Source organism: Hartmannibacter diazotrophicus, from assembly GCF_900231165.1.
In the GTDB taxonomy this organism is placed as follows: domain Bacteria; phylum Pseudomonadota; class Alphaproteobacteria; order Rhizobiales; family Pleomorphomonadaceae; genus Hartmannibacter; species Hartmannibacter diazotrophicus.
The window spans coordinates 2,158,445-2,185,442 of record NZ_LT960614.1 but is presented as its reverse complement, the minus strand read 5'-3'; the positions used below and the strand labels follow the sequence as shown (position 1 = coordinate 2,185,442).

At 62.3% G+C, this 26,998-nt stretch carries 24 protein-coding genes and 1 tRNA gene; 7 read left to right on the top strand and 18 right to left on the bottom strand.

Translation table 11 applies throughout. From position 1 onward, the window contains the following. Positions 1 to 24 precede the first annotated feature (24 nt). The 4 genes from HDIA_RS10255 to xoxF5 all read right to left on the bottom strand — a co-directional run bounded on the left by HDIA_RS10255 (position 25) and on the right by xoxF5 (position 4,501). Positions 25 to 606 carry a PQQ-dependent catabolism-associated CXXCW motif protein gene (locus tag HDIA_RS10255; protein WP_099556078.1) on the bottom strand — a complete coding sequence of 194 codons (582 nt, stop codon included), beginning with the start codon at positions 604 to 606 and terminating at the stop codon, positions 25 to 27. A gap of 7 nt (positions 607 to 613) precedes the next feature. Next, positions 614 to 1,405, bottom strand: coding sequence for a substrate-binding domain-containing protein (locus HDIA_RS10250; protein WP_245884281.1), 792 nt, complete (start codon positions 1,403 to 1,405; stop codon positions 614 to 616). Positions 1,406 to 1,823: 418 nt separating this feature from the next. Continuing rightward, a complete protein-coding gene (locus HDIA_RS10245; protein ID WP_099556077.1) occupies positions 1,824 to 2,330 on the bottom strand; it encodes a c-type cytochrome, methanol metabolism-related in 507 nt (168 codons plus the stop codon). A gap of 362 nt (positions 2,331 to 2,692) precedes the next feature. Next, on the bottom strand, positions 2,693 to 4,501 hold the full coding sequence (xoxF5, locus tag HDIA_RS10240) for a lanthanide-dependent methanol dehydrogenase XoxF5 (RefSeq protein WP_099556076.1): 1,809 nt from the start codon (positions 4,499 to 4,501) through the stop codon (positions 2,693 to 2,695). Positions 4,502 to 5,059: 558 nt separating this feature from the next. Between xoxF5 and HDIA_RS10235 the strand changes: the two genes are divergently transcribed. Both HDIA_RS10235 and HDIA_RS10230 read left to right on the top strand, forming a co-directional pair. Next, the gene (locus HDIA_RS10235; RefSeq protein WP_099556075.1) at positions 5,060 to 5,974 is read left to right on the top strand and encodes a quinoprotein relay system zinc metallohydrolase 2; all 915 of its coding nucleotides are present in this window, start codon (positions 5,060 to 5,062) and stop codon (positions 5,972 to 5,974) included. A 118-nt stretch (positions 5,975 to 6,092) separates the two neighbouring features. Then, positions 6,093 to 6,920: a quinoprotein dehydrogenase-associated SoxYZ-like carrier gene (locus HDIA_RS10230; protein ID WP_099558819.1), complete on the top strand. Its 828-nt coding sequence runs from the start codon at positions 6,093 to 6,095 to the stop codon at positions 6,918 to 6,920. 90 nt (positions 6,921 to 7,010) lie between these two features. Here HDIA_RS10230 and HDIA_RS10225 read toward each other — a convergent pair whose 3' ends face one another. Beyond that, positions 7,011 to 7,367 (bottom strand): hypothetical protein, encoded by a 357-nt coding sequence (locus HDIA_RS10225; protein WP_099556074.1) that lies wholly within the window; start codon positions 7,365 to 7,367, stop codon positions 7,011 to 7,013. A gap of 262 nt (positions 7,368 to 7,629) precedes the next feature. Between HDIA_RS10225 and HDIA_RS10220 the strand changes: the two genes are divergently transcribed. After that, on the top strand, positions 7,630 to 9,447 hold the full coding sequence (locus HDIA_RS10220) for a DEAD/DEAH box helicase (protein WP_099556073.1): 1,818 nt from the start codon (positions 7,630 to 7,632) through the stop codon (positions 9,445 to 9,447). A 176-nt stretch (positions 9,448 to 9,623) separates the two neighbouring features. On the opposite strand, the gene HDIA_RS10215 is transcribed toward HDIA_RS10220, so the two are convergent. From HDIA_RS10215 to clpP, 6 genes are all read right to left on the bottom strand, one after another. Further along, positions 9,624 to 9,971, bottom strand: coding sequence for a hypothetical protein (locus HDIA_RS10215; RefSeq protein WP_099556072.1), 348 nt, complete (start codon positions 9,969 to 9,971; stop codon positions 9,624 to 9,626). Positions 9,972 to 10,252: 281 nt separating this feature from the next. Continuing rightward, positions 10,253 to 10,328: transfer RNA gene (locus HDIA_RS10210), tRNA-Val, on the bottom strand. 339 nt (positions 10,329 to 10,667) lie between these two features. Then, a complete protein-coding gene (locus HDIA_RS10205; RefSeq protein ID WP_099556071.1) occupies positions 10,668 to 10,943 on the bottom strand; it encodes an HU family DNA-binding protein in 276 nt (91 codons plus the stop codon). Positions 10,944 to 11,427: 484 nt separating this feature from the next. After that, positions 11,428 to 13,842 (bottom strand): endopeptidase La, encoded by a 2,415-nt coding sequence (gene lon, locus HDIA_RS10200; protein ID WP_099556070.1) that lies wholly within the window; start codon positions 13,840 to 13,842, stop codon positions 11,428 to 11,430. A gap of 317 nt (positions 13,843 to 14,159) precedes the next feature. Further along, positions 14,160 to 15,425 carry an ATP-dependent Clp protease ATP-binding subunit ClpX gene (gene clpX / locus HDIA_RS10195; protein WP_099556069.1) on the bottom strand — a complete coding sequence of 422 codons (1,266 nt, stop codon included), beginning with the start codon at positions 15,423 to 15,425 and terminating at the stop codon, positions 14,160 to 14,162. Positions 15,426 to 15,775: 350 nt separating this feature from the next. Continuing rightward, complete coding sequence (gene clpP, locus HDIA_RS10190; protein WP_099556068.1) at positions 15,776 to 16,408, bottom strand: ATP-dependent Clp endopeptidase proteolytic subunit ClpP; 633 nt, start codon at positions 16,406 to 16,408, stop codon at positions 15,776 to 15,778. A 410-nt stretch (positions 16,409 to 16,818) separates the two neighbouring features. On the opposite strand from clpP, the gene HDIA_RS10185 reads away from it, so the two are divergent. Next, positions 16,819 to 17,259: a DUF4864 domain-containing protein gene (locus tag HDIA_RS10185; protein ID WP_245884228.1), complete on the top strand. Its 441-nt coding sequence runs from the start codon at positions 16,819 to 16,821 to the stop codon at positions 17,257 to 17,259. Between the two features lie 43 nt (positions 17,260 to 17,302). On the opposite strand, the gene tgt is transcribed toward HDIA_RS10185, so the two are convergent. From tgt to coaD, 5 genes are all read right to left on the bottom strand, one after another. After that, the gene (gene tgt / locus HDIA_RS10180; protein WP_099556066.1) at positions 17,303 to 18,445 is read right to left on the bottom strand and encodes a tRNA guanosine(34) transglycosylase Tgt; all 1,143 of its coding nucleotides are present in this window, start codon (positions 18,443 to 18,445) and stop codon (positions 17,303 to 17,305) included. After that, the gene (gene queA, locus HDIA_RS10175) at positions 18,442 to 19,527 is read right to left on the bottom strand and encodes a tRNA preQ1(34) S-adenosylmethionine ribosyltransferase-isomerase QueA (RefSeq protein WP_099558818.1); all 1,086 of its coding nucleotides are present in this window, start codon (positions 19,525 to 19,527) and stop codon (positions 18,442 to 18,444) included. The genes tgt and queA overlap by 4 nt, the downstream gene beginning before the upstream one ends. 79 nt (positions 19,528 to 19,606) lie before the next feature. Next, positions 19,607 to 20,086, bottom strand: coding sequence for a peptidylprolyl isomerase (locus HDIA_RS10170; protein ID WP_425432933.1), 480 nt, complete (start codon positions 20,084 to 20,086; stop codon positions 19,607 to 19,609). Between the two features lie 47 nt (positions 20,087 to 20,133). Then, on the bottom strand, positions 20,134 to 20,646 hold the full coding sequence (locus tag HDIA_RS10165; protein ID WP_245884279.1) for a peptidylprolyl isomerase: 513 nt from the start codon (positions 20,644 to 20,646) through the stop codon (positions 20,134 to 20,136). A 113-nt stretch (positions 20,647 to 20,759) separates the two neighbouring features. After that, complete coding sequence (gene coaD, locus HDIA_RS10160; protein WP_099556064.1) at positions 20,760 to 21,245, bottom strand: pantetheine-phosphate adenylyltransferase; 486 nt, start codon at positions 21,243 to 21,245, stop codon at positions 20,760 to 20,762. Positions 21,246 to 21,559: 314 nt separating this feature from the next. Between coaD and HDIA_RS10155 the strand changes: the two genes are divergently transcribed. After that, entirely contained in the window at positions 21,560 to 21,835 is a 276-nt protein-coding gene (locus HDIA_RS10155; RefSeq protein WP_157775485.1) for a hypothetical protein, read from the top strand. A gap of 350 nt (positions 21,836 to 22,185) precedes the next feature. After that, positions 22,186 to 22,416, top strand: a complete 231-nt coding sequence (locus HDIA_RS10150; protein ID WP_099556062.1) for a hypothetical protein — start codon at positions 22,186 to 22,188, stop codon at positions 22,414 to 22,416. A gap of 301 nt (positions 22,417 to 22,717) precedes the next feature. Here HDIA_RS10150 and gyrA read toward each other — a convergent pair whose 3' ends face one another. After that, positions 22,718 to 25,507 (bottom strand): DNA gyrase subunit A, encoded by a 2,790-nt coding sequence (gyrA, locus tag HDIA_RS10145; protein ID WP_245884227.1) that lies wholly within the window; start codon positions 25,505 to 25,507, stop codon positions 22,718 to 22,720. A gap of 286 nt (positions 25,508 to 25,793) precedes the next feature. Between gyrA and HDIA_RS10140 the strand changes: the two genes are divergently transcribed. Next, entirely contained in the window at positions 25,794 to 26,453 is a 660-nt protein-coding gene (locus HDIA_RS10140; protein ID WP_099556061.1) for a MarC family protein, read from the top strand. A gap of 101 nt (positions 26,454 to 26,554) precedes the next feature. On the opposite strand, the gene HDIA_RS10135 is transcribed toward HDIA_RS10140, so the two are convergent. Then, complete coding sequence (locus tag HDIA_RS10135; protein ID WP_099556060.1) at positions 26,555 to 26,995, bottom strand: DUF4399 domain-containing protein; 441 nt, start codon at positions 26,993 to 26,995, stop codon at positions 26,555 to 26,557. Positions 26,996 to 26,998 lie beyond the last annotated feature (3 nt).

The window sequence follows — 26,998 nt, the reverse complement described above, 5'->3', positions numbered from 1 at the left end:
AGTCCCGAGCGCTGATACCGATCGTCAGTTTTGCTGCTCACCTGGCCTTGGAACGGGCTTGCGACGCTCCAGCGGCAGATCCTCGAAGGACCAGCCGTCGGTCCCGTCCGGATACCAACTGACCGCCTTGTAGCCCCAGGCGATCGCGCGCCTGGCGGCATTCCAGCTCATCCAGCAGTCCGCGAGGCAATAGAAGACCACCGGCCGATCGAGATCGCCGCCGGTCGCCTCCTTCAGATTGTCGGCGAAATAGGCCTCCATGTCGGACGGCAGGCGTCCGTAGCCGACATCGGGCAGCCAGATGCTGCCGGGAATGTCGTCGCGCGGCTTTTCGCGGTAGTAGGTGCCGGGCGGCAGTTTCGGCTTCGGCGGCACCGGCAGAACGTCGACGAACACCGCCTCGCCCGTCTGCCAAAGGACCTTCGCTGCCGCCGTGTCGAGAACCTTGCCGCCGGCCAAGGTCGACGGCACCGGTGCCCGGTAGTCTTCCTGCCGGTAGTCGCCGGGCTCTGGCACCGGCTGTTCGCCGGCGACGCCCGCCTGTATCCAGCCGAACGCGGCCAGCGCGCTGCCGAAGGCCAGTGCCCCTATGTGACGACGCCGCATGATCCCGTCACTGCGTGATCGGCTGATCGCGCTCATCCAGGATCGGAACACCATAGTCGAGCAGGATCTTGTTGATCTCGTCCTGGTTCTCGCGGATCAGCGTGTTGAGCTGGCGCTTCCAGTTCTGGTCCGTGCGGCGAACGCCCATGGTAATGCGATAGGCCATGCGCGGACCCCACGTCTCCTTGACCATGGGCACGACCTTCATCGGGGTCGCATCCTGCTTGGCGTAGTAGCCAGCCATCGGCCCCCAAAGGATGGCAACATCGATGATGCCGGCATCCAGATCCTTCATCATCCTCGCGGCTGACGATTCAACCCGGGTGTCGATCATCAGGGGATAGGGCTTTGCCCGCCCCATCAGGCCATAGTGGGCCATGTTGTTGCCGGGCGGCGTTCCGGCAATGATGCCGATCTTCTTCGACTTCAGCCGGGGGTCGTCCAGCGACTGCAGCCCTTCGAGATCGCTGCCTTCCGGGAAGACGAAGGCATAGGACGTGCGGTAATAGGCGTTGGTGTTCTGGACCAGTTCGTTGCCCTGCGCGTAGCCGATGATGACGTCGCAGCGATGCTCGCCCAGCGTCTTGCGCACGAAGCCTGTCGCCATCGGGAACCAGCTGTAGGACACCGGCTTGCCGAGTTTCTCGCCGATCAGATCCGCGATCTTGTTTTCAAAGCCGTCGAGTTTCTCGCTCGAAAACGGCAGGTTGCTCGGGTCCGAGCAAACGCGCAGCACATCCGGATCCACGAGTTCGATCGCCTCGCCGAATGTCTCCGTGTCCGCACCAGGGGCCGGCATTACGGCCGTCTGCGCCAGTACCGGGCGAAGGCCGCAAGTCATGGCAGCGAGGGCAATCAGGGCCACTGCAAGCTGCTTGTTCATGGATCGTCGTCCTCCCGATCTCGTTTTTTTCGTTCAGGTGCCTGTCTCTCGCTGACAGGTCTGCCAGTGGGTTCAAACTCCACCCACCATGTCAGGTCATCGGCAAAAAATCTCTATTGCCAACCCATTATGACCAATTCTTAATCCATCCACCGGAGCGACCTCGACCGGGTCCGCGGACCAGACGACTTGCTCCGAAGACAAAATGCCCCTCGAAACCGATACAGCGCTCCGCACTCTGGCGGAACGGCGCAACCTGGCTTCGAGGGGCATCAATGTCGTTTCGCGCTGCCTCAAGAGAGGTCAATCGCCAAACAGTGCGTCGCGAGCGTGGTCAGAAGCCGAGGCAGGAATAGGCGGCTTCCTTGGCAGCCTTGTCATTCGGCGGGCGCTTGGGTTCGCCGCGGCCGAGATTTCCGTCCGCGCGGGCCCGCAGATAGACATAGATGTCATCGACGTAGCACATGACATTGAGGTCAGTACCCCAAGCCGGCATCACGCTGTTGTTGGGATGCCAGACGTTCTGCTGCCCGCTGGAAACCACATCGAGGAAGTGGTCGTAACCGAAACCCTTCAGCGAGTCGGTCAGCTTGGGAGCGAACGTGCTGCCTTCGCCATCGGGGCCATGGCAGGGCATGCAATTGGCCGTGTAGCGCTTGTAGCCGATATAGGTGTGGTAGTCGGGAATTCCGTCTTCACCGATCTTGTAGGTCGGATTGCCGTCGGCATCCCTCCACAGATGGGTATCTTCATCCTGTTCGACGGCCACGTGGTCGGCGGCAAGAGCCGTGCTCGCACACAGAACCATCGCCACCGCCAATGTCAGTTTTCTAAGGGGCATAAATCCTCTCCAGTCCTCAAATTTTTCGCATGGCGCGATTTCTTGGCTCGGCCGTTAGCGGATCTCATGAGGTCCCGGATTGGACCCACGTCGGTTTGATCGGCCGTTTGTCATTTTTGCGCTCTCCACCCCCGGGCGTCCCGTTCGACACCCATCAGGCAGAGCGAAAAGCCTACCGTTACCCCGTACTCCAAGACATGAGACATGAGAGCACAGCATACGAAAGGCTAATCAAGGACCTTCGTTCCATTCGCCAGCCGGGTTTCCGGCCAAAGACGTTGAAGATCACACAACATAGATGGAGCCCGGTCCACACATTTCCAGCATGCACCGGGCTCCAGATTTATTTCTTCGTCAGCCGATTACTTCGGCAGCGAGAAGACCGTCAGCTGACCGCCGAGAGCGGTGTACTTGCTGAGACCAGCATAGCCACCCACGGCACCCAGACCGGCGTTCGGATCGGTTAGGCCAGCGGCGAGACCGATACCGGCCCAGCCACCGATACCCGAGAGAACCGCGACATACTGCTTGCCGCTATGCTCATAGGTGGTGACGTTGCCGATGATGCCCGACGGGGTCTTGAACTTGTAGAGTTCCTTGCCCGTCTCGGCGTCGACCGCCTTCAGGTAGCCTTCCAGCGTGCCGTAGAACACGACGTCGCCAGCGGTGGCCAGAGCACCCGACCACACCGAGAACTGCTCGGGGAGCGACCACTTGATCTCACCCTTCTTGCCGTCCCAGGCGATGAAGTTGCCCATGCCGCCATGGCTGTTCGGAGCCGGATACATGGAGAGCGTCGCACCAACGTAGGGCTGGCCGGCGGTGTACGAGACACGGAAGGGCTCGTAGTCCATGCAAACGTGGTTGGTCGGCACGTAGAACAGTTCAGTCTTCGGCGAGTAGGTCGCCGGCTGCTGGTCCTTGGTGCCGAGAGCCGCCGGGCAGACGCCCGTCGTGTTCACGTCTTCACCATTCTGGTCGGTGGAGTACTGCGCGACGACCTGCGGGCGGCCATACTGGTCGCTGTTCGGGTCCATCACGACTTCCGTCGCCCAGTTTACCACCGGATCGTACTTCTCGGCGACCAGCAGTTCGCCGCTCTCGCGGTCGAGGGTGTAGCCGAAGCCGTTACGATCGAAGTGGGTGAGGAGCTTGCGATCCTTGCCGTCGATCTGCTGATCGGTGAGGATCATCTCGTTGATGCCGTCGAAGTCCCACTCGTCGTGGGGCGTCATCTGATAGACCCACTTAGCCGTGCCGGTGTCGGCATCGCGAGCCCAAATGGTCATCGACCACTTGTTGTCGCCCGGGCGCTGCGCGGGGTTCCACGTGGAGGGGTTGCCCGAACCGTAATAGATGAGGTTCAGTTCAGGATCGTACGAATACCAGCCCCAGGTGGTGCCGCCGCCGATCTTCCACTGATCGCCTTCCCAGGTCGCCGTGCCGCTGTCCTTGCCGACCGGCTTGCCGAGCGCCGTGGTCTTCTCCGGGTCCATCAGCGTGTCGCTGTCGGGGCCCATCGAGTAACCGCGCCACGCCTGGGAGCCGTCCTTGAGGTTATAGGCGGTCACGGAACCACGGACGCCGAATTCACCGCCCGAGATGCCGATCAGAACCTTGTCCTTGAAGACCATCGGAGCGGACGTACCGGTCTCGCCCTTGGCCGGATCACCGTTCTTCACCGACCATTCGACGGCACCGCTTTCGGCATTCAGAGCCACCACGGTGGTGTCAGCCTGGTAGAGGATGATCTTGCCGTCGCCGTAAGCCACACCACGGTTGACGGTGTCACAGCACATGACCGGGATCACGTTCGGATCCTGCTTCGGTTCGTACTTCCACTTGATCGCGCCGTCGTCGTTGAGGTCGAGCGCGTAGACGATGTTCGGGAAGGGGGTGTGCACATACATCGTGTCGCCGATGATGAGCGGACCACCTTCATGGCCACGGAGCACGCCGGTGGAGAACGTCCAGGCAACCTGCAGGCTACCGACGTTGTCCTTGTTGATCTGGCTGAGTTCCGAATAGCGCGTGTTGGCGTAGTTGCCCGTCGGCATGACCCAATCGGCCGCGTTCTGGCTCATCTTGACCAGATCATCGTTTGCCGAGGCCGGGAAGGCCAGCAGCGCAACGGCGGCCGTCATGCAGGCGAACTTGACTGCTTTTTTCATTAGTCTTCTCCCTAGAGCACACTTCTTCAGCGTTGTGATCGATTTGCAGGCGACTGCACAGGCTACCGGACCCGGACATCAACCTTCAAACGATAGGGACAGCCTCCGACAGCGTGTCACAACCTACAGGGCGTTTTCTTGATACGGTTGGCGTATCCATTCTTATATCCCTGCTGCGGTTTTCGAATCAGACCAAGCATTCCCTCAAACGCAAGATCCGTCGAAATCGGCGGCTGACGCAGACTGTAGTCAGCTTTCTCGAAGCCCGCAAGTCTCTACAGGGTCATCAAATTAAAGCGATTTAATATGCCAATGAAGGCTTCTGGGCCCAAAATGGCTCAAATGCGGCATTTCGGAGATGCCACCCGAGACCTGCGGCAAAATGGCCAACCTCCCCTTGCCGCATCCCTTTTCAAGAGCATTTCAATGCCACCAGGAGCGCTCATGTCCATCCTTCCCAACCCTACTTCCTGCAATTTCTTGTTGCGCTGCAATATCGCGTCAAGGGCGATATTCCGACGTGCCATTCCATTGATGAGGGTACTTTCGAAGCGTCTCATGCTGGCCGGTTCGATCATTGCCGCGCTCGCGCCGGTAGCCGTTGCGGAGACCGTTCGCCCCCTGCCTGTTGTCGAGGTCGACAAGGGAATTTTCGTTCATGAAGGCCAAATTGACCTGATGAGGAAGGACAATATCGGGGCGATCGCGAATATTGGCTTCATCATTGGAGACAATGCGGTCGCGGTCGTCGACACCGGCGGCAGCGCCCTGGAGGGCCGCGAACTGCTCGCAGCCATCCGCAAGAAGACCGCGCTTCCAATCCGCTACGTGATCAACACGCATGTCCATCCCGACCATATATTTGGCAATGCAGCATTTCTTCCGACCGGGGCGACATTCGTCGGTCATGCCGACCTTCCAAGGGCGATGGCCGCCAAGGGAGAATTTTATGTCAAGGCCAACGAATCGCTAATGGGCGACGCTCTTCTGGCCGACGTCCGGATCATTCCGCCGACCCTCACTATCGACCAAAGTATGACGCTTGATCTCGGCGGGCGGACGATTCAGCTGACGTCATGGCCGGTCTCGCATACGGACAACGATCTCACCGTCTTCGTTCCCGACGTCAGCCTTCTGTTTGCCGGCGATCTCGTCTTTCTCGATCACCTGCCGTCGATCGACGGATCGATTCTCGGTTGGCTGAAAACGCTGGACGGCCTCGCCGCGATTCCCGCCAAGACCGTCGTGCCCGGGCATGGCCCCGCGGCGGCGTCCATGCCGGCCGCCCTCGACCCGGAGCGGAACTACTTCAACATCCTCGCCAAGGATGTCCGTTCAGCCATTGCCTCCGGCACGCCGATGTCGAATGCCGTCAAGACGGCCGGCCAGTCCGAAGCCGGGAAATGGCAGCTCTTCGACGACTTCAATACGCGCAACGCGACGGCCGCCTATGCGGAGCTTGAATGGGAATAGGCTCATTTGCCGCAAGCAGGATCACGCAAAGATCATTTGCGCCCGAACTTGCGGGATGAGTCGGATGTCTTTGTATGTTAGCATTCGTCAAAATATGCCGCAGGGAGGCAACGACACCATGACTTCATTCAAATCCGTCCTGAGCCTGGCAGGCGCGGCCTGTCTTACAACGGCGGTCCTCACGGCCCCGGCCCTTGCGCTCGACAAGCCCACCGGAACCTGGGCCGACCTTGTGACGAACGTCTTCGCCGACCGGCCGATGCAGGACGGCGCCGGCATCATCAGCCTCGATGCGCCCTATCGCGCCGAAGACGCCGCGATCGTTCCGATCGCCATGAACTTCACGCTACCCCCCGGCGACAGCCGTTCGATCGACAAGGTCACGCTGGTCATCGACGAGAACCCAGCCCCGGTCGCGGCGGAATTCACGCTCGGCAAATCCGCCGGCGTCAGCCATATCGAGACGCGCGTGCGCGTCAACGCCTATACCAACGTGCACGTCGTGGCCGAGACGAGCGACGGGCAGCTTTATGTCACCGAGCGCTACGTGAAGGCGGCGGGCGGCTGCTCCGCGCCGGCCGGCAAGGACCAGGCCCTGGCGCTGGCCGAAATGGGCAAGATGAAATTCCGCGAGTTCCCCCAGCAGGACGGCGATGCACCCGGCCGCAGGCAGGCACAGATCATGATCCACCACCCGAACAATTCCGGGCTGCAGAAGGACCAGGTCACGCTCAACTACATTCCGCCGCGCTTCATCAACGAACTGACGGTCAACCAGGGCAAGGACCTGATCCTCAAGATGGAAGGCGGCATCTCGATCTCCGAGAACCCGAACTTCCGCTTCGCCTATATCCCGAATGGCGAGGAAGTCTCGGTCGACGCCACGGACACGGACGGCGCGGCGTTCCACGGCGCCTGGGCCCAGCAGCCGCGCAGCGGAAGCTGATCGCAGGCACGGCCGCAGGCTGGCACAATGCGAAAAAGGCCCGGCATCTGCATGATGCCGGGCCTTTTCTCTCTATCTGACAGGCGTCGATCAGAAGCAGCGCATTTCGGCTTCCGCCTGGGCGCGGCGAAGATCGCCGATCGAGGCCTTCGATTCTTCAGTCGAGCGGAAGAGCGCGCCGTTCTCGCCGGTGATCATGCCAAGGCTGATGAAGGTCGAGGCTTCCTCGTAGCGCTTGTAGGGCACGATCGTCGCGATCAGGTCGATGGAGCAGGAACAGCGCCGCAGCGAATCGTTCGTCTCGCCGTTCACCTTCATGCAGCCGAAGACATAGTCCGCGCGCACGTCGGTCGGATAGTCGTTGACGAGACCGCGACCGCTCTGGGCCCAGGCGGGGGCGCAGAGAATGGCGAGGCCGGTCGTGAGGATTGCCAGGGTTCTGGACATTGCTCACCTCCCGTTTGTCCGTGGCCACCTTGTTCGGGGCCTTCATTGCACTATCCATACTAAAGCCACCCGCGGCGTTGGATTATTTTTTTGTCATGTTTGGCGTGCGCCAAGGTCCGCGCGTCGCGCATGCAGGTCAGCCAAGCGCCAAGATGAATTGACGTGGCAAGCCGGGACGAATACCGATCATGCAAACTGTCGGCCCCTCACCTGCAATATTGCGATGGTGACCCGAGGGCCAACCGATACCGAAAGCGACACAATGAAAGACGCCGGAGACATTTCTCCGCCCCTCGCCCGCGCTCTCAGCCAGCGCGGCTACGATACACTCACGCCTGTGCAGGTCGCCATGTGCGATCCGGCGCTGGAAAACTCTGACCTGCTTGTTTCTTCCCGGACAGGATCCGGCAAGACCGTCGCCTTCGGACTGGCCCTGGCCCCGACACTGATCGGCGCCGACGAGAAGGTTGCTCCCGGCCGGATCGTGCGCGGCCTCGTCGTCGCGCCGACGCGCGAACTTGCGCTGCAGGTCAAGACGGAGCTCGACTGGCTCTATGCGGACACCGGCGCCAGGATTGCCACCTGCGTGGGCGGCATGAACATGCGCTCGGAAATGCGCGCCCTTTCCGCGGGCGCCGACATCGTTGTCGGCACGCCCGGCCGGCTGCGCGATCACATCGAACGCGGCTCGCTGCGGATCGACGCCCTGCGCGGCGCGGTTCTCGACGAAGCCGACGAGATGCTCGATCTCGGTTTTCGCGAGGATCTCGAATTCATCCTGGGTGCGGCCAACCCTGACCGGCGGACCCTCCTCTTCTCGGCGACAATGCCCCATGGCGTCGTCTCCCTTGCCGAGCGGTTCCAGCGCGGCGCGGTCCGCATCGCGACGGAAGACGCCCGCACGGCGCACGCCGACATCGACTACAAGATCATGCCGGTGCAGCCCAACCAGCGGGAAAACGCCGTCATCAACACGCTGCTGCATTTCGATGCCGAGCGGTCCATCGTCTTCTGCGGCACGCGTGAGGGCGTGCGGCATCTGGCGAGCCGCCTTGCCAACCGGGGCTTTGCCGTGGTGGCGCTCTCCGGCGAACTCAGCCAGGACGAGCGGACGAATGCCTTGGCGGCCATGCGCGACGGGCGGGCGCGGGTGTGCGTTGCGACCGACGTCGCCGCACGCGGCATCGACCTGAAGAATCTCGATCTGGTGATTCACGCGGACCTGCCGTCCAATCCCGAGACTCTGCTGCACCGGTCCGGACGCACGGGACGCGCGGGCCGCAGCGGCACCTGCGTCGTGATCGCTCCGCAGCACCGGCGCGGCAGCGCCCAGCGCCTGCTCTCCCGCGCGCGGGTTTCGGCCAGCCTGATGCCGCCGCCAACGCAGGAGTCCCTGCTTGCATTGGAGCGCGAGCGGCTTCTTGGCGAGGTGTTTCCGCTCGCCGAACCCGGAACGGACGAGGCGGAGACGGTCGCCGCGCTCGTCGAGCAGCATTCGCCAGAGGCACTGGCGGCGGCCTTCCTGCGGCTGCGCGCCCAGAACCATCCGGCACCCGAACTCGTCGACGCCTTTGTGCCTCCGCCTCCGAAGGCCAGCCTTGGTGAACGGCCGATGGCGCGCTTTGAAAGCGGCGTCTGGTTCCGCCTCTCGATCGGCCGGGACCGGGGCGCCGATCCGCGATGGCTGCTGCCGATCATCTGCAAGGCCGGCGGCATCACACGCTCGCAGGTGGGCTCGATCCGCATCCTGCCGGAGGCGACGCTGTTCGAGATTTCCGGGGATGCGGCCGAGGCCTATGCGACGGCGATCAGCGGCCCGAGCCATCTCGACCGGGGAGTGACCATTGTCCGCCACGACGGCGACCTCTTTGAGGACATGGATCGACGCGGCCCCAGCCGCCCTGCCCGCCCCGCCAAATCCGGGCGCAGGCCGCGCAAGGACCTCGGCCATGCGGGCGACGCACAAGGCGCCAAGTCCAAGACCCACGGGCCGAAGGCGCCGCGCAAGAAGGGGCAGCCCTTTGCCGCCGCAAAGCCCGGAAAGCGTCAAGGCCCGAAGCCGACGCGGCACGGCCCCTGAGGAAAGAGACGGCCTCGCCTTCGCTGTGCGGGGCCGTTGTATCGCCCGGGTGCCGGCTCCCTGACGGACGGCAGGCGGACATTGCCGCAAGCCCATACCCCTAAATGACAAAGCCGCCCGAAAACCGGAGTTTCCCGGTCATCGTGGCGGCTCGTCAGCTATGGACTTGAGGCCGATCAGACCAGATCGGTGATCGTCTTCTCAAGCTTGGCCATGTACTCGGCGAAATGCGCCGGTTCGTGGAAGGCCTTGACCACGTCAACCGCCCAGGTCGGATGCTTCAACGTCAGCTTCACAACCGCCGTCGGATGGCCCGACTTGGTCGTGAGGTGATTCTGAATCTTGTACGGCAGGGCCTCTTCGACGAAATAGTCATTGCCCGGATGTTCGGCTTCGAACGCCGCGAAGGTCTCGGCGGCCTCCTTGTATTGATCGGCACGGATCATCTCGTCCAGCTTGGCAAGATAAATCACCAGCGGCGAATGATCTCCAGCATAGACGGTCTTGGCGGCAACTGCGCTCATCGATCTTTCCCCCACGAGGATTGCGACCTCTTCTTTCCCCGTCGATTACTCGAAATCGGGCAAGGTCCTCTCACTGTCCAAAGCTCGGGCAGCCTTCGGACCGGCAAGCGCCGGTTTCCTGCCGCCTCACTCTGATGGTATTTGGCATACCACATTTCATGACGACCTGAGAATTGGAAATCGCGGGGCGTTTCGTCAAGAGGCGAATGCGCCGGGACGCGCAAATTCCGGTGAAGCCGCACGTGCCGCCGGCGTGCATGTTTCTGAACTTCGGGGAGGATTGGTGGGCGGTGAGAGACTCGAACTCCCGACATCCTCGGTGTAAACGAGGCGCTCTACCAACTGAGCTAACCGCCCGCCCTCAAACGCCGTTCATGACGGCGGCCATCGGCATGGACTTTCCGGCGCAACCCTCCGAATGCCCCCTGGCGCCTGTCTCCGCCAGGCGGAACGCCTGATCCATGCAGGACGTCTCCAGGTCCGCCAGCGCGGAGAGAAAACAGGTCGCTCCGGTGAGGCGACCAATCGTTTAGGCGGTCGCCACTGCTCTTGCAACAAAAAAGGATGGCAATCACCGTTGCAGTGATCGCCATCCCAAATCTTGCCGGCTCCAGGGAGCCGTCATGACATTTCGGTTCGACCGCTCAGTGACACTGCCAGCAAGCACGGCGCCACGAACGATCTAGACCTCACAGATCAGCCGTTGACGGCGTCCTTGAGACCCTTGCCAGCACGGAACTTCGGCTGCTTGGAGGCCGGGATCTGGATCGTCGCGCCCGTCTGGGGGTTACGGCCCTCAGTGGCGGCACGCTCGGTGACGACAAAGTTGCCGAAGCCGACGATGCGCACTTCGTCGCCGGTCTTCAGGGAAGCCGTGATCGCATCGAAGAGCGCGTCAACGGCCTGACCGGCCTGAGCCTTGGTCAGATCAGCCTTCTCGGCGACCTGCGCGATCAAGTCATTCTTGTTCATACTCTTGAATCCTCTTGCAGTCTGCTTCTGGGGGGCCGACCCCCCCGTCGGCCTGCACCACGCGGGCGACACTCCTCAGAATTGGAGGGAAATGCAAGAGGTCAAAAGCACTTTTTTCCCGGAATTCCGCTGTTTTCTGACAAAGTGCGACCTTTGGGGCATTTCACGATGAAAGAAACGTCACTTCGGCACAAAAAATGCCCGAACCTTGGCGCCTCCGACTTGACGGAACCGGGCCATTCGAGGGCAAAGAATCACCTGCCAGCCGCTCATTCTTGCCCGATCGGGCGGGAAACCGCCGTTTTCAAATGCCACCGCGCAGGAGCGAGGGGCAGCGCTGCGATGCCCGCAACATGGCAACAGCGCTCCGGGCATACCACCTGCCGCCAACGTCGGGTGGGTCCACCCCGTACATACGAAAAAGGCTCCGGCGAATGCCGGAGCCTCTCTCAATTGTGTCAGCAGGAGATGCCCGCCCTGATCGTCAGTGTGCGACGACCGCACCGGCTTCCTCGTCGGAGACCACGACCGACTTCGTTTCCGGCTCCGTCCAGGTGATCGGATCGGGAACGCGCGTCAGGGCCTGACGAAGAACCTCGTCCATGCGGGCGACCGGAATGATCTCCAGACCGCTCTTCACGTTTTCCGGAATATCCGCCAGATCCTTGGCGTTTTCTTCCGGGATCAGCACCTTCTTGATGCCACCGCGATGAGCTGCAAGCAGCTTTTCCTTGAGGCCGCCGATCGGCAGCACCCGGCCACGCAAGGTGATCTCGCCGGTCATCGCCACATCCTTGCGGATCGGGATGCCCGTCATCACCGAGACGATGGTCGTGACCATCGCGATACCAGCGGACGGACCGTCCTTCGGCGTCGCACCCTCCGGCACGTGGACGTGGATGTCCCGCTTGTCGAAGAGCGGCGGCTCGATGCCGAAATCGATGGCCCGCGAACGGACGTAGGACGCCGCCGCCGAAATCGATTCCTTCATCACGTCGCGCAGGTTGCCCGTCACCGTCATCTTGCCCTTGCCGGGCATCATGACACCTTCGATGGTCAGCAATTCGCCGCCCACCTCGGTCCAGGCAAGTCCGGTCGCGACACCGACCTGATCCTCGCGCTCGGCCTCGCCGTAGCGGAAGCGCGGAACGCCGAGGTAAGTCTCGATCGTCTCGGCCGTGACAGCGACCGTCTTCTTGTCCGACGTCAGGATGTCCTTGACGATCTTGCGCGCCAGCGTCGCCATCTCGCGCTTCAGGTTACGCACGCCCGCCTCGCGGGTGTAGCGGCGGATCACCGTCCGGATCGCATCGTCCGAGACAGAGAATTCGCCCGTGCGCAGACCGTGATCGTGGATTGCCTCGGGGATCAGGTGGGTCTTGGCGATCTCCACCTTCTCGTCCTCGGTGTAACCCGCGATGCGGATGATCTCCATGCGGTCCATCAGCGGCGCCGGGATGTTGAGCGTATTCGCCGTGGTCACGAACATCACGTCCGACAGGTCGTACTCGACCTCCAGATAGTGATCCATGAACGTCGAGTTCTGCTCCGGATCCAGCACCTCCAACAGGGCCGACGACGGATCGCCGCGGAAATCCATGCCCATCTTGTCGATCTCGTCGAGCAGGAAGAGCGGGTTGGACTTCTTGGCCTTCTTCATCGACTGGATGACCTTGCCGGGCATCGAGCCGATATAGGTCCGCCGGTGACCGCGGATTTCCGCCTCGTCACGGACACCGCCGAGCGACATGCGGATATATTCGCGGCCCGTCGCCTTGGCGATGGACTTTGCCAGCGAGGTCTTGCCGACGCCGGGCGGGCCGACGAGGCAGATGATCGGCCCCTTCAGCTTGTTGGCGCGGCTCTGGACGGCCAGATACTCGACGATGCGCTCCTTGACCTTCTCCAGACCGTAGTGGTCGGCGGCCAGAACCTCTTCCGCATGGGAAAGGTTGTTGCGCACCTTGGACTTGGTCTTCCACGGAATGCCGAGCAGCCAGTCGAGGTAGTTGCGCACCACCGTCGCCTCGGCGGACATCGGGCTCATCTGGCGAAGCTTGCGCATTTCGCCCATGGCCTTTTCGCGGGCTTCCTTGGAGAGCTTGGTCTTGCTGATCCGCTCTTCCAGTTCGGCCAGTTCGTCCTTGCCTTCCTCGCCGTCGCCGAGTTCCTTCTGGATGGCCTTCATCTGCTCATTCAGATAGTACTCGCGCTGGGTCTTCTCCATCTGCCGCTTGACGCGGCTGCGGATGCGCTTTTCCACCTGCAGAACAGAGATCTCGCTCTCCATGAAGGAGAGGATCTTCTCCAGCCGCTCCGGCAACGAGGTCAGAGCCAGGATCTCCTGCTTTTCCGAAATCTTGATCGCCAGATGCGAGGCGATCGTGTCGGCAAGCTTGGAGTAGTCCTCGATCTGCGTGATCGTGCCGAGGACTTCCGGCGAGACCTTCTTGTTGAGCTTCACGTAGTTGTCGAATTCGGACAGCACCGAGCGGGCAAGCGCCTCGACCTCGACGTCATCGGCCGGGTCATCGATCAGGCTGACAGCATCGGCCTCGAAATAGTCCGAGCGGGTGACATAGTCCTCGATCCGGGCGCGCGTCGAGCCTTCGACCAGCACCTTGACGGTGCCGTCGGGCAGCTTCAGCAACTGCAGCACGGTGGCGAGCGTGCCCACCGGATAGATCGCATCCGGCGCAGGATCGTCTTCGGCAGCGTTCATCTGGGTGGCAAGCAGGATCTGCTTGTCGTCGCCCATGACCTCTTCAAGGGCGCGAATCGACTTTTCGCGGCCCACGAAGAGCGGCACGACCATGTGCGGGAATACGACGATGTCGCGCAAGGGAAGCACCGGGAAGGTGCCCCGTTCAGGTCCGGAGACGGTGGGTTTATCGACCATCGTTCGTTGTTTCCTTCAAAATTGGCCCGTCGCAACTCGATGTTGGGAGGTCACCGGTCACGGCGGCCGACGCAGGTAAGGCCTGATATGGCTTGGGTGCCTTTCAGGCGCGCCGGTTGTCACGGGAAACGCAGTACGGAATAGGCTTCCGGGGGGAAGCATTCGTCCTATGCAGGCAGTTCCCGTCTTCACAAGCCCGGGTCCCTGCCCCTCCAGTGCATCTTCCGCTGTCCTGCGGCGCATCCTACCAGATGTGCCGTCCATGAACAGCTTTCAAGGGGCGCCTCACCGGCGCCCCAATCATGCCCTGTTCCAGCTCAGGCCGTCGCTTCCGTCTCGCCGACGCGATCGGCGTAGATGTAGAGCGGACGGGCCTTGCCCTCGACCACGTCGGCACTGATGACGACCTCGCGCACGCCTTCAAGGCCCGGCAATTCGTACATCGTGTCGAGCAGGATCGATTCCATGATCGAGCGAAGACCACGGGCGCCGGTCTTGCGTTCGATACCCCTGCGGGCGATGGCGCGCAGCGCCTCGTCGTGGAAGGTAAGCTCCACGTCTTCCATCTCGAACAGGCGCTGGTACTGCTTGACCAAGGCGTTCTTCGGCTCGGACAGGATCGTGACCAGGGCTTCCTCGTCAAGGTCCTCGAGCGTCGCCAGAACCGGAAGACGGCCGACGAACTCGGGGATCAGACCGAACTTCAGAAGGTCCTCTGGCTCCACCGCGGAGAAGAGCTCACCGGTACGCCGGTCCTCGGGAGCGACCACCTGCGCGCCGAAGCCGATCGACGTGGACCGCCCGCGCTCGGAGATGATCTTTTCCAGACCTGCAAAAGCGCCGCCGCAGATGAACAGGATGTTGGTCGTGTCCACCTGCAGGAACTCCTGCTGGGGATGCTTGCGCCCGCCCTGCGGCGGAACGGAAGCGACCGTGCCTTCCATGATCTTCAGCAGCGCCTGCTGCACGCCCTCGCCCGAGACGTCGCGGGTGATCGAGGGGTTGTCGGACTTGCGCGAGATCTTGTCGACCTCGTCGATGTAGACGATGCCGCGCTGGGCACGCTCGACGTTGTAGTCGGCGGCCTGGAGCAGCTTGAGGATGATGTTCTCCACGTCCTCGCCAACATAGCCGGCTTCGGTCAGCGTCGTCGCGTCGGACATCGTGAACGGCACGTCGATGATGCGGGCGAGCGTCTGGGCGAGCAGGGTCTTGCCGCAGCCGGTGGGTCCGATCAGCATGATGTTGGACTTGGCCAGCTCGACGTCGGAATTCTTGGCGGCGTGGTTCAGGCGCTTGTAGTGGTTGTGAACCGCGACCGACAGAACCTTCTTGGCCTGCTGCTGCCCGATGACATAGTCGTCCAGCACAGCGCGGATTTCACCCGGCGTCGGCACGCCATCGCGTGATTTCACGAGATTGGACTTCGACTCCTCACGGATAATATCCATGCAGAGTTCGACACATTCGTCACAGATGAAAACGGTGGGCCCTGCAATCAGCTTGCGGACCTCGTGCTGGCTCTTGCCGCAGAACGAACAATAGAGCGTGTTCTTCGACTCGCCGCCGTTGACTTTGGTCATCAATCGGTTCCTGCTCGGTTGTCGGACGTTGCCGTCCGCACTTGCCCAGGTGTCCCCTCGCGACGCATCCGCCGCCAAGGCCCCGACACCAAGGAGATCCTTTCAACCCTACACCCGATACAAATCACGCTTGAAGCGATCAGAACATGTTGGGGGCCCAGGGATCAATATATACTTAACGGGCTATGAGGCTTTGACCAGAGATCCAGCCGTAGAAATGCGGACCTTCAAGCCTTCGGAAAACCTCATATTCCGCCCGGCAAGAGACGAGCGGATGCCGCGCCTCCTGCCAATTTCCTCATTGCCGCGTCCACTTGCGCAGCCCCTGCGCCAGGTCGCCGCAAACCCTGTCAGGACGCATCACCGTCCAGCGCGACACGGCTTTCGATCACCTTGTCGATCAGGCCAAAGTCCTTCGCCTGTTCGGCCGTCATGAAATTGTCACGCTCCAGCGCCTCCTCGATCGCATCGAGTTCGCGGCCGGTGTGCTTGACGTAGATTTCGTTGAGGCGGCGCTTGATCTTCAGAATCTCCTGAGCGTGCAGCATGATGTCAGACGCCTGCCCGCGGAAACCGCCCGAGGGCTGATGCACCATGATGCGTGCGTTCGGCAGGCAGAAGCGCATGCCCTTTTCGCCGGCAGCGAGCAGCAGCGAACCCATCGAGGCCGCCTGACCGATGCAGAGCGTCGATATCTTCGGACGGATGAACTGCATCGTGTCGTAGATCGCAAGACCGGACGTCACCACGCCGCCGGGCGAATTGATGTAGATCGCGATCTCCTTGGTCGGGTTCTCCGCCTCAAGGAAAAGGAGCTGGGCGCTGACGAGCGTCGCAACGGTGTCTTCGATCGGGCCGGTGATGAAGATGATCCGCTCCTTCAGCAGGCGCGAAAAAATGTCATAGGCCCGCTCGCCGCGATTCGTCTGCTCGACAACCATCGGCACCAGCGCGTTCATGTAATATTCGACCGGATCCTTCATTCTTTCCTCGAACCTTCCTGCCGCCGGCCGTTTTCAGGCCGAACTTCGCTCCATCGTTGAGCGGATCGTTACATCCCGCCGCCTGTCTTGGCTATCCCGAAGCCCTAAATATAGTGTGCACCCGGACGAGGAAAGATCGGCCTTTCCCACACGCCGGTTTGCCGCCTTCCGCTCGCGCGGTTCGCCCGGCAAACAAGGCCTATCCTGCCCGGCGGCTCGGGTCGACTATATTTTACGCAGCACAAAACTTCATCGCCCGCTCTTTGCGGACGGGAAGTTTGTGCTATCCTTTTCCATCAGCATGACGCGTGGCGTGCCGCTTCGCTCACCCTGCTGTTTGAGGACGCACGCAACGACGCGCCATGAGAGGATGTCTTTGGGACAGTCTTTCTGGAGGTGCTATGTTGCACATGCGTGGTTCACTTCAGTCATTTGCCGGCGCGCTCTTTGCCGCCGCCTTCCTGCTGATGCAGGGTCCTGCGCGAGCGCAGGATCCCACCCTGGCCGAAACCCGGGCCATCGAGGCCCTGATTTCCAGCCAGATCGATGCCTTCCGCTCCGACGACAGCACCAGGGCCTATTCCTTCGCCTCGCCGGTGCTGCAACGCCAGTTCGTCAACCCCGAGACTTTCATGTCGATGGTCAAGGGCGGCTACCAGCCGGTCTATCGTCCCAAGTCCGTCGCCTTCGGGCGGCTGCGCGAGGTGAAGGGCAACCTTGTTCAGGAAGTCTTCGTCGTCGGCCCGGACGGCAAGGACTGGACAGCCCTTTATGCCGTCGAGCAGCAGCCGGACGGAAGCTGGCGGATTTCAGGATGCAAGCTTCTGGACGAGCCGCGCGTTTCGGCCTGAGCGGATCACCCCGGCGAACCGGGACGGCGTAGATAGGATACGGCTACAGCGGCTGCAAGTCGCCGCGTGCCCATGCCTCGCTCGTCTCGGCCATGAAGTCGGCATAGCGGCCTTCCTCGATGGCATCGCGAATGCCCTGCATCAGGCTCTGGTAATAGGCGACATTGGCCCATGTCAGAAGCATGGCGCCCAGCGCCTCGCCCGAGCGCACCAGGTGATGCAGATAGGCTCTCGAATAATCCCGCGCCGCGGGGCACGAACTTTCCTCATCCAGCGGACGCGGATCGTCCGCGTGGCGGGCGTTCTTCAGGTTGATCTTGCCGAAGCGGGTGAAGGCCAGACCATGACGCCCGGCGCGCGTGGGCATGACGCAGTCGAACTGGTCGACGCCGCGCGCAACCGACTTGATGATGTCGTCCGGCGTGCCGACGCCCATCAGGTAGCGTGGCTTTTCCGCCGGCAGCAGCGGACAGACGATGTCCAGCATCTGCAGCATGACATCCTGCGGCTCGCCGACCGCGAGACCGCCGATGGAATAGCCCTCGAAGGGCATGGAGGCGAGTTCGGCGGCTGACACCGCGCGAAGAGCCGCGTCGTCGCCGCCCTGAACGATGCCATAGAGCCCCTGCCCCTTTTCCGGTCCGCCCATCGCGACGAATTTCTCGCGCGAGCGAGCAGCCCAGCGCAGCGACAGGCGCATCGCCCGGTCGATCTCCTTCGCTGTCGCTGGCAGCCGGAGGCACTCGTCGAGCTGCATCTGGATATCGGAACCGAGGAGGCCCTGAATCTCGATGGACCGTTCCGGCGTCATCTCGTGGCGCGATCCGTCGATATGGCTCTGAAAGGTCACGCCCTTCTCGGTGAGCTTGCGAATCTGCGCCAGCGACATGACCTGGAAGCCGCCGCTATCGGTCAGGATCGTGTGCGGCCAGCGGCTGAACGCGTGCAGGCCGCCGAGCCTTGCCACACGCTCGGCGCCCGGCCGCAGCATCAGGTGATAGGTGTTGCCGAGGATGACGTCGGCGCCGGTGCTGCGCACATCATCCATGAACATCGCCTTCACCGTGCCCTGCGTTCCGACCGGCATGAAGGCCGGCGTGCGCACCTTGCCGTGCGGCGTGGTGATCGTGCCGCGCCGCGCCTTGCCGTCGGTTGCGTGGATCTGGAAGGAAAAGCGTTCGGTCATGGGGTCTTCTTCGGAAGGAGCAGAGAGGCATCGCCGTAGGAATAGAAGCGATAGCCCGTTTCGATGGCGTGTGCGTAGGCGGCGCGCATGGTCTCAAGGCCCGAGAAGGCCGAGACCAGCATGAAGAGCGTCGAGCGCGGCAGGTGGAAATTGGTCATCAGCACGTCGATGGCGCGAAAGCGGTAGCCGGGCGTGATGAAGATGTCCGTCGGCCCGGCAAAGGGTCGAATGATCCCGTCTTCGCCGGCAGCGCTCTCCAGAAGGCGCAAGCTGGTGGTGCCAACCGAGACGATACGCCCGCCCTTTGCCCGCACCGCATTGAGCCTGTCGGCAATCTCCTGCGTGACATGGCCGATCTCGGCGTGCATGCGGTGTTCTTCCGTGTCGTCGGCCTTGACGGGAAGGAACGTGCCCGCCCCGACATGGAGCGTCACGAAGGCCGTCTCAATGCCGGCCTTCTCAAGCGCTGCCAACAGCTCTGGGGTGAAATGGAGCCCCGCGGTGGGCGCGGCGACGGCGCCCTCCTCCCTGGCGTAGATCGTCTGGTAGTCGCGCCGGTCCTCGGCGTCCTCGGCCCGCTTGGCCGCGATATAGGGCGGCAGCGGGATATGGCCGACCTTTGCGATTGCGGCATCGAGATCGGGGCCGGAAAAATCGAAGGCGAATTCCACTTCGCCGGCCTCGCCCTTCCACGACACCGTCGCATCGAGCCGCTCGCCGAGGCAGGTGCCATCCTTCACAGCGCCGAAGGCGACGCGATCGCCGGTCTTCAGCTTGCGGGCGCCGCGCACAAAAGCGCGCCAGCGGTCGGGGGCAACGCGCATATGCAGCGTTGCGCCCACAACCGGCCCGGGCTCCCCATCGCGCAGGCGAACGCCCTCAAGCTGGGCGGGAATGACGCGGGTGTCATTGAAGACGAGGATGTCTCCGGCCCTCAGGAGGGACGGCAGGTCGCTGACGACGTGATCGGCCAGATCACCGTCCGACCCGATGCGCAGAAGACGCGCCGAATCGCGCGGCCGCGCCGGGCGCAGCGCGATCCGTTCCTGTGGCAGTTCGAAATCGAAGAGGTCGACCTTCATGGAAAAGGCATTCACTTCAAGCAAAAGCGGACGGCCGGTGCCCGGCCATCCGCCCAAAAGTCTTCACCGGCAGGTGAAATCAGGCCGCGATGTCGGCGGCGACCTTCATCGAGATGATCTTGTCGGGATCGCGCACCGGCTCGCCGCGCTTGATCTTGTCGACATTCTCCATGCCCTCGATGACCTTGCCCCAGACCGTATACTGGCGGTCAAGGAAGCCTGCGTCGTCGAAGCAGATGAAGAACTGCGAGTTGGCGCTGTTCGGGTTCTGGGCGCGGGCCATCGAGGCCGTTCCGCGCACGTGCGGCTCGGCATTGAACTCGGCCTTGAGGTTCGGATAGCTCGAACCGCCGGTGCCGGTGCCGTGCGGACAGCCGGTCTGGGCCATGAAGCCGTCGATCACGCGATGGAAGACGATGCCGTCGTAGAAGCCTTCGCGAGCGAGCTTCTTGATGTGGTCCACGTGGCCGGGCGCCAGATCGGGCCGCATCTCGATGACGACCGTACCCTTGGTCGTTTCCAGCACCAGCGTGTTCTCGGGATCCTTGATGTCGGCCACGGCCGCCTCCTTTGTCTTTTTTCAACAGGCTCTTTCGACGACGCGGTTTACTTCACGTCGGCAGCGACCTTCAACGAAATAATCTTGTCCGGGTTGGCCGGCGGCTCGCCGCGCTTGATCTTGTCGACGAATTCCATGCCCGAGACGACCTGGCCCCAGATCGTGTACTGGCCGTCGAGGAAGCCGCAGTCGGTGAAGCAGATGAAGAACTGCGAGTTGGCGCTGTCCGGATCGGAGGAGCGCGCCGCGCCGATGGTGCCGCGTCCAAAGTGGGCCTTGGAGAATTCGGCCTTGAGGTCGGGCAGGTTGGAGCCGCCCATGCCGGTGCCGGTCGGATCGCCCGACTGGGCCATGAAGCCGTCGATCACGCGGTGGAAGACGATGCCGTCATAAAAGCCCTGGCGCGTCAGCGTCTTGATCCGTTCCACGTGGTTCGGGGCCAGATCGGGGCGCAGTTGGATGACCACGCGGCCGTAGGACAGCTCCATATAGAGGGTGTTTTCGGGATCGAGCTGTTCCGCGGCGTTGGCCGCCGGCAGAAGCGCGAAAAGGCCCAGCATCAGGGCCGCAAAGACTGAACGAAGCAAGGAAGCTCTCCTCATTCCAAAGTGATGGCGCGCCGGGCGCGCCAAGTGGTGCGGATAACGCAACAAATACGGGATCGATGCATGACTCAGGTGCGCGCCAGTCTTTCGGCCACCTTTGGCGGGACGAAGGCACGAATGTCGCCACCGAGCGCCGCGATCTGCTTGACGAGGCTCGAGGCAATGTGGCGAACCTCCGGCGAGGCGGACAGGAAGACGGTCTCGATATCGACGGCCAGTTCGTGATTCATGCCAGCCATCTGCTCCTCGTAGTCGAGGTCGGTGCCGCTGCGCAGCCCCCGCACGATCACGGATGCCCCGGCCTGACGGGCTGCGTCGACGACGAGGCCGGAGAAGGTCACGACCTCCAGATTGTTCCGAATGTCCTGTGGCAGATCGTCGATGACCGACTGCAGCAAGGCGACCCGCTCGTCCGCCGGCAGGAGGCTCGACTTGGAATGATGCGCGCCAACGGCAATCACCAGGCCGTCAAACAGTCTTGCGGCACGCTGGATGATGTCGAGATGGCCGTTGGTGACCGGATCGAAAGAACCGGAATAAAGCGCCTTGATCATGGCCGCATGGATATCCGGTCTCCCGGAACCGGGCAAGGCCCGTGGCAGATGCCGTTCAGCGCCCCACCCCGCCGGGTGCTGGACCTGAGCGGCCAGATCCACTCTGCGTGCCCGTCAAGACCCTTAAGCAGTGCCCCGTACACCCTCGCGCAGCCTGTGGATAACTATGCCAATTGAGGCCGAAAAGTGACTTTTCTCTGAAGTTTTTGGCGTTTCTTCTGGCCATTGCCGTTCAGGTCTTGTTAACGATTGATTCAGCCCCTTGCTCCATCCTTAAGGCGTCTCGGATCCAGCCATGCGGTCCGTGTTCAAAGATGGTGAAGATCATGTTGCGTATGCGCCCCGACCTGAAACGGCTCAAGCAAATCGCTGCGCTCTCGTGCGTGGTTGCAACGTCCGTCGGTTTTATCGGAGGAAGCAGCTACGAGTGGTCGTTTGCCCCGAAGGGCGACCGGGCTGCCGTGATCGCAAACTGCAGGGGCGCCTTCGCCGACGCAACGTCCTGCAAAGGGGTGGACCTGCCCTCCTTTGCCACCGCAACGACGACAGCCGGCATCGGCGTCTCCACCGTCGTCCGGATGCCCCGCTGATCAGGCACGTCTGGCCAGTTGGCCAACTTCTTTGACCGCTGCCTGACTGGCCATTGTGCCTCTTCGCACTCACGCGACATGTGTCTGCTTCCCGCAAGGCGCATCAGTCGCGATCTTCTCGCCAGCATTCCGTTCCAGAGCATCGCCGCCCCGGCGATATTACCGATCACGCAATCGTTTTCGCCGATTGATTGGAACAATACCGCGCCGAACCCATTTCAACGGTACCGCGGTCGTAGAATGCGTTTGACCACTGCAGTATTGGGCCGGTCCGAGTGTTCCCATCTTGCAGAATGGCCTGACGAATTCTTTGGTGCCGCATCATTCTTTGACACCGGAGCATCGCGATCATGCATACCGCTCTTGTCACCACCGCCTGCGTTGCGGGCCTTGCCTTTGCCGTTCTCGGATTCGCGCAGTCGGTGAGTGCGCAGACGCCGGATTCGTCCGGCGACGTTCTGGCCAAGTCCGATCCGATTGCCAACGTCGCCGCTCATGAAGCTGATAACTATCAGACCGTTGAGACCGATCACGGCAACTCGAACACGTCCGTTCTCCTCCGCGTGATGGCGAAGCGGTGATTTTCATGTTATAAGCTGTACCTGTCAGCAGGTCAGTTTCAGAGTGATCTCCAAAAATCGCGAAAGCCCGGCGCTTTACCCCAAGCGTCGGGCTTTTGCTGTTGCAAATGGCATCCCGCAAGAGCTGCTCGCCGGGCTTTGATGGCCTTCGGCGGGCACGCCCCACTGTGGTTGCCACTCCCCTTGACGATCAATGAGTTACGGCTCCAACCGCTCCCGCGCGCGACAAATCGGCGGAGCGAAGACGGCTCTTCACAAAATTGTGAAGAGCCGGTTCAGAGCCTCATTCTTTGGTCGCTGATCACTCGTCTGTGGCGGGGCCCGTTTCGGTAACGCCGCCCTCTTCGCCCTCATCCTCCTCAACCTCGGAGAGATGCTCGACGGAGACGACCTTTTCGTCCGCTCCGGTGGCAAAGATGCGCACGCCCTTCGAGGCGCGGCTGGCGAAGCGAATGCCGTCGACGGGCACGCGGATGAGCTGGCCGCCATTCGAGACCAGCATGATCTGGTCGGCATTCTCAACCGGGAAGGTGGCGACGAGGTTGCCGATTTCCTTCAGCTTGGTCTGGTCCGTCGCTTTGATGCCCTTGCCGCCGCGACCCGACGTGCGGAAGTCGTAGGACGACGACCGCTTGCCGTAACCCTTCTCGTTGACGGTGAGAACGAACTGCTCGGCAGCCCCCATGGCGATATAGCGGTCGTAGGACAGCTCGCCCTCGGTCTCGCCTTCGGCAGCCTCATCGGCGTCGATGACCGCTGTATCCTCGGCCTCGAGCTCGGCATCCTCGCCCAGGGCCGCACGCCGCGCCGCTCCGGCACGCTTGAGGTATTCCGTCCGCTCGGCCGGAGACGCCTCGAAATGATGCAGGATGCACATCGAGATGACGGTGTCGCCATCAGCCAGCGAGATGCCGCGCACGCCCATGGAATCGCGTCCCTTGAACACGCGTACCTGCGTCGTCTCGAAGCGGATGCACTGTCCAAGCGCAGTCGTCAGGAGCACGTCGTCGGTCTCGGTGCATGTCTCCACGGAGACGATGCCCTCGCCCTCGTCGAGCTTCATGGCGATCTTGCCGTTGCGGTTCACGGAGACGAAATCGGAGAGCTTGTTGCGCCGGACGGTGCCACCGGTCGTGGCGAACATGACGTCCAGCGTCTCCCAGGTCGTCTCGTCCTCGGGCAACGCCAGGATGGACGTAATCCGCTCGCCATCCTGAAGCGGCAGCAGGTTCTTGAAATACTTGCCGCGCGATTGCGGATTGCCGATCGGCAAGCGCCAGACCTTCAACTTGTAGGCAATGCCACGTGAGGAGAAGAAGAGCACCGGCGTGTGGGTGCTGGCGACGAACAGCCGGGTGACGAAATCCTCGTCCTTCGTCGACATGCCCGAGCGGCCCTTGCCGCCGCGACGCTGGGCCCGGTAGGTCGAGAGCGGCACGCGCTTGATGTAGCCCTCGTGGCTGACGGTGACCACCATGTCCTCGCGGGCAATCAGGTCCTCGTCGTCCATGTCCGCGTCGCTCTCGACGATCTCCGTGCGGCGATCGTTGGCGAACATCGCGCGGATTTCGGCCAGCTCGTTGCGGATGATGTCCTGGATGCGGACACGCGAGCGCAGAATGTCGAGATAGTCGGAAATCTCGGCTGCCAGCTTGTTCAGCTCGTCGCCGATCTCGTCACGGCCGAGTGCCGTCAGACGCTGCAGGCGCAGGTCGAGGATGGCACGGGCCTGCTCTTCGGAGAGGTTGTAGGTGCCGTCCTCGTTCACCGTATGGCGCGGATCGTCGATCAGCCTGATCAGCGAATCGACATCCGACGCCGGCCAGCGCCGCTCCATAAGCTGGCTGCGGGCCGTTGCCGGGTCCGGCGCGCTGCGGATGAGCTTGATGACCTCGTCGATGTTGGCGACCGCGATCGCCAGACCCACGAGGATATGCGCCCGGTCGCGCGCCTTGTTCAGGAGGAACTTGGTGCGCCGGCTGACGACATTCTCGCGGAAGCTGACGAACGCCGACAGCACGTCCTTGAGGTTCATCAGTTCCGGCTTGCCGCCGTTGAGCGCCACCATGTTGACGCCGAAGGTCGATTGCAGCGGCGAGAAGCGATAGAGCTGGTTGAGGAGCACGTCGGCAACGGCATCCCGCTTCAGCTCGATCACGACGCGCATGCCCTGACGGTCGGACTCGTCGCGGATATCCGAGATGCCCTCGATCCGCTTCTCGCGCACAAGGTCGGCGATCTTCTCGATCATCGACGCCTTGTTCACCTGATAGGGAATCTCGTCGATGATGATCGCTTCGCGATCCTTGCGGATTTCCTCGATGCGGACCTTGCCACGCATGACGATGGAACCGCGCCCGGTCATATAGGCCGAGCGAATGCCCGAGCGGCCGAGGATCAACGCACCGGTCGGGAAATCCGGACCGGGCATGATGTCGATCAGTTCCTCGATCTCGATCGCGGGATTTTCCATCATGGCGACGGTGGCGTCGATCACCTCACCGAGATTGTGCGGCGGAATGTTTGTCGCCATGCCGACGGCGATGCCGCCAGCGCCATTGACGAGCAGGTTCGGGAAACGCGCCGGCATGACCGTCGGCTCGCGTTCCGAATTGTCGTAGTTGTCGGAGAAATCGACCGTGTCCTTGTCGAGATCGTCGAGCATCGTGTTCGTCACGCGCTCAAGACGGACCTCGGTATAGCGCTGGGCCGCAGGCGGATCACCGTCGATCGAGCCGAAGTTGCCCTGTCCGTCGACCAGCGGCAGCCGCATCGACCACGGCTGCGCGAGACGCACCAGCGCGTCGTAGATCGAGGCGTCACCATGGGGATGGTATTTACCCATGACGTCGCCGACCACGCGAGCAGACTTGCGGTAAGCCTTGTTCCACTCGTAGCCGTTCTCGTGCATCGAATAGAGGATGCGGCGATGAACAGGCTTCAGGCCGTCGCGCACATCAGGAAGCGCGCGGGCGACAATCACGCTCATCGCGTAGTCGAGATAGCTGCGGCGCATCTCGTCAGCGATGGAAATCGGCTTGATGTCAGACGGGCCGGTGCCTTGCGGCGTATCGTTGTTGTCTTCTGCCAAAACTCAGGGTCTCGATTCGATGACGGTCAATCGATGATTTCTAGCCGATTCCGGACCGTGGTTCCAATGGCGCGGGATGAGGGTGCAAGGCTTTTTGCCCCTTGATCCCCCGTTCATTTCGATTGACGGCAAATTTGTGCTTTTCTTATGGCGGCCGTGACAGAGCGTTGAGGGCTCTGGAGCAGTTCCATTCAAAAAAACAGGGCCGCGGAAACGTTCCGATTCTCCGAGTTTCCGCCATTCCAGCCTCGGCAGGCAACGCCCTGCCCCTGCCCCGGGATCGTGAATGACCGATTATCTGCTCAACGCTCTGGCAACTCTCCTCGTCACCATCGACCCGATCGGACTTGCGCCGATCTTCCTGGCGCTGACGCGGGGCGCCGACAAATCGATCCGCAACGACATCGCCGTGCGGGCCTGCGGCATCGCGAGCCTGATCCTGATCCTCTTCATCCTGGCCGGATCGGCCGTTCTCGGCTTCCTGGGCATTTCGCTGGCGGCCTTCCGCATCGCGGGCGGCCTGCTGCTCTTCTGGATCGCGGCGGAAATGGTGTTCGAGAAGCGCGAGAAGCGGAAGAAGGAAACGGCGCAGAATGTCGTGACCCACAAGATGTCCGGCGCCGACGAAAGCCAGATTCTCGACGACCTGCATCAGGTCGCCGTGTTTCCGCTGGCCATCCCCCTGATTGCAGGCCCCGGTGCGATTTCAGCCTCGATCCTGCTCGCGGCCAAGGCGCCATCGACGCTGGGCCTCATCGCCTTGATCGCGCTGACCCTTGCCATCGTTGCCAGTTGCCTCGTCGTCTTCCTCGCGGCCGAGCGCATGGATCGCATTCTCGGCGAGACGGGTCGCAGCGTACTGACGCGGCTTCTCGGCGTATTGCTGGCGGCGATGTCCGTCCAGTTCGTCGCCGATGGCGTCAAGGCCATCGCCGCGGGGTCATAGCCGGGATGCCAGAACAGCGCGGCCGGACCGCACTGAGCCGAGCCGCCGTTCGCCGCCGCTTGGGCAAATCGGGCAAAGCCCCGCTGCGAGGGCGCCGTGGACTATTTCACCGTGATCGTGATCACGCCCGACGCCACAGGCGGATTGTGCGGGATGTGGTTCATGTCGCCGAGCACAAGCTGCAGGGTGTGCTGACCGGGAGAGAGTTCCAGCGATGTCTCGGTCTGGCCGCCGCCGAAATGTACGTGGTGGTCGTCGCTCGAGATCGGGTTGTCGAGTTCGCCCGCCTCACCCTCGCCAAGCGGCGGAACGTCGATGAAAAGGTGGTGGTGGCCGGTCTTCTCCTTGTCCGTTCCGGCCGGGGCAACCCCCATGCCGGAAAGGCCGAAGACCACCTTAACCGGCGACGAGACAGTTTCGCCGTCCATTGGGGTGATGAAATAGACCTTGGCACCCTCGGGCGCCGGGGTCTCGCCGGCCAGGGCCGGGCCGCAGAGCATTGCGCCTGCGCAAAGAAACGGGATCGCGAACCTGAATGTCATGGT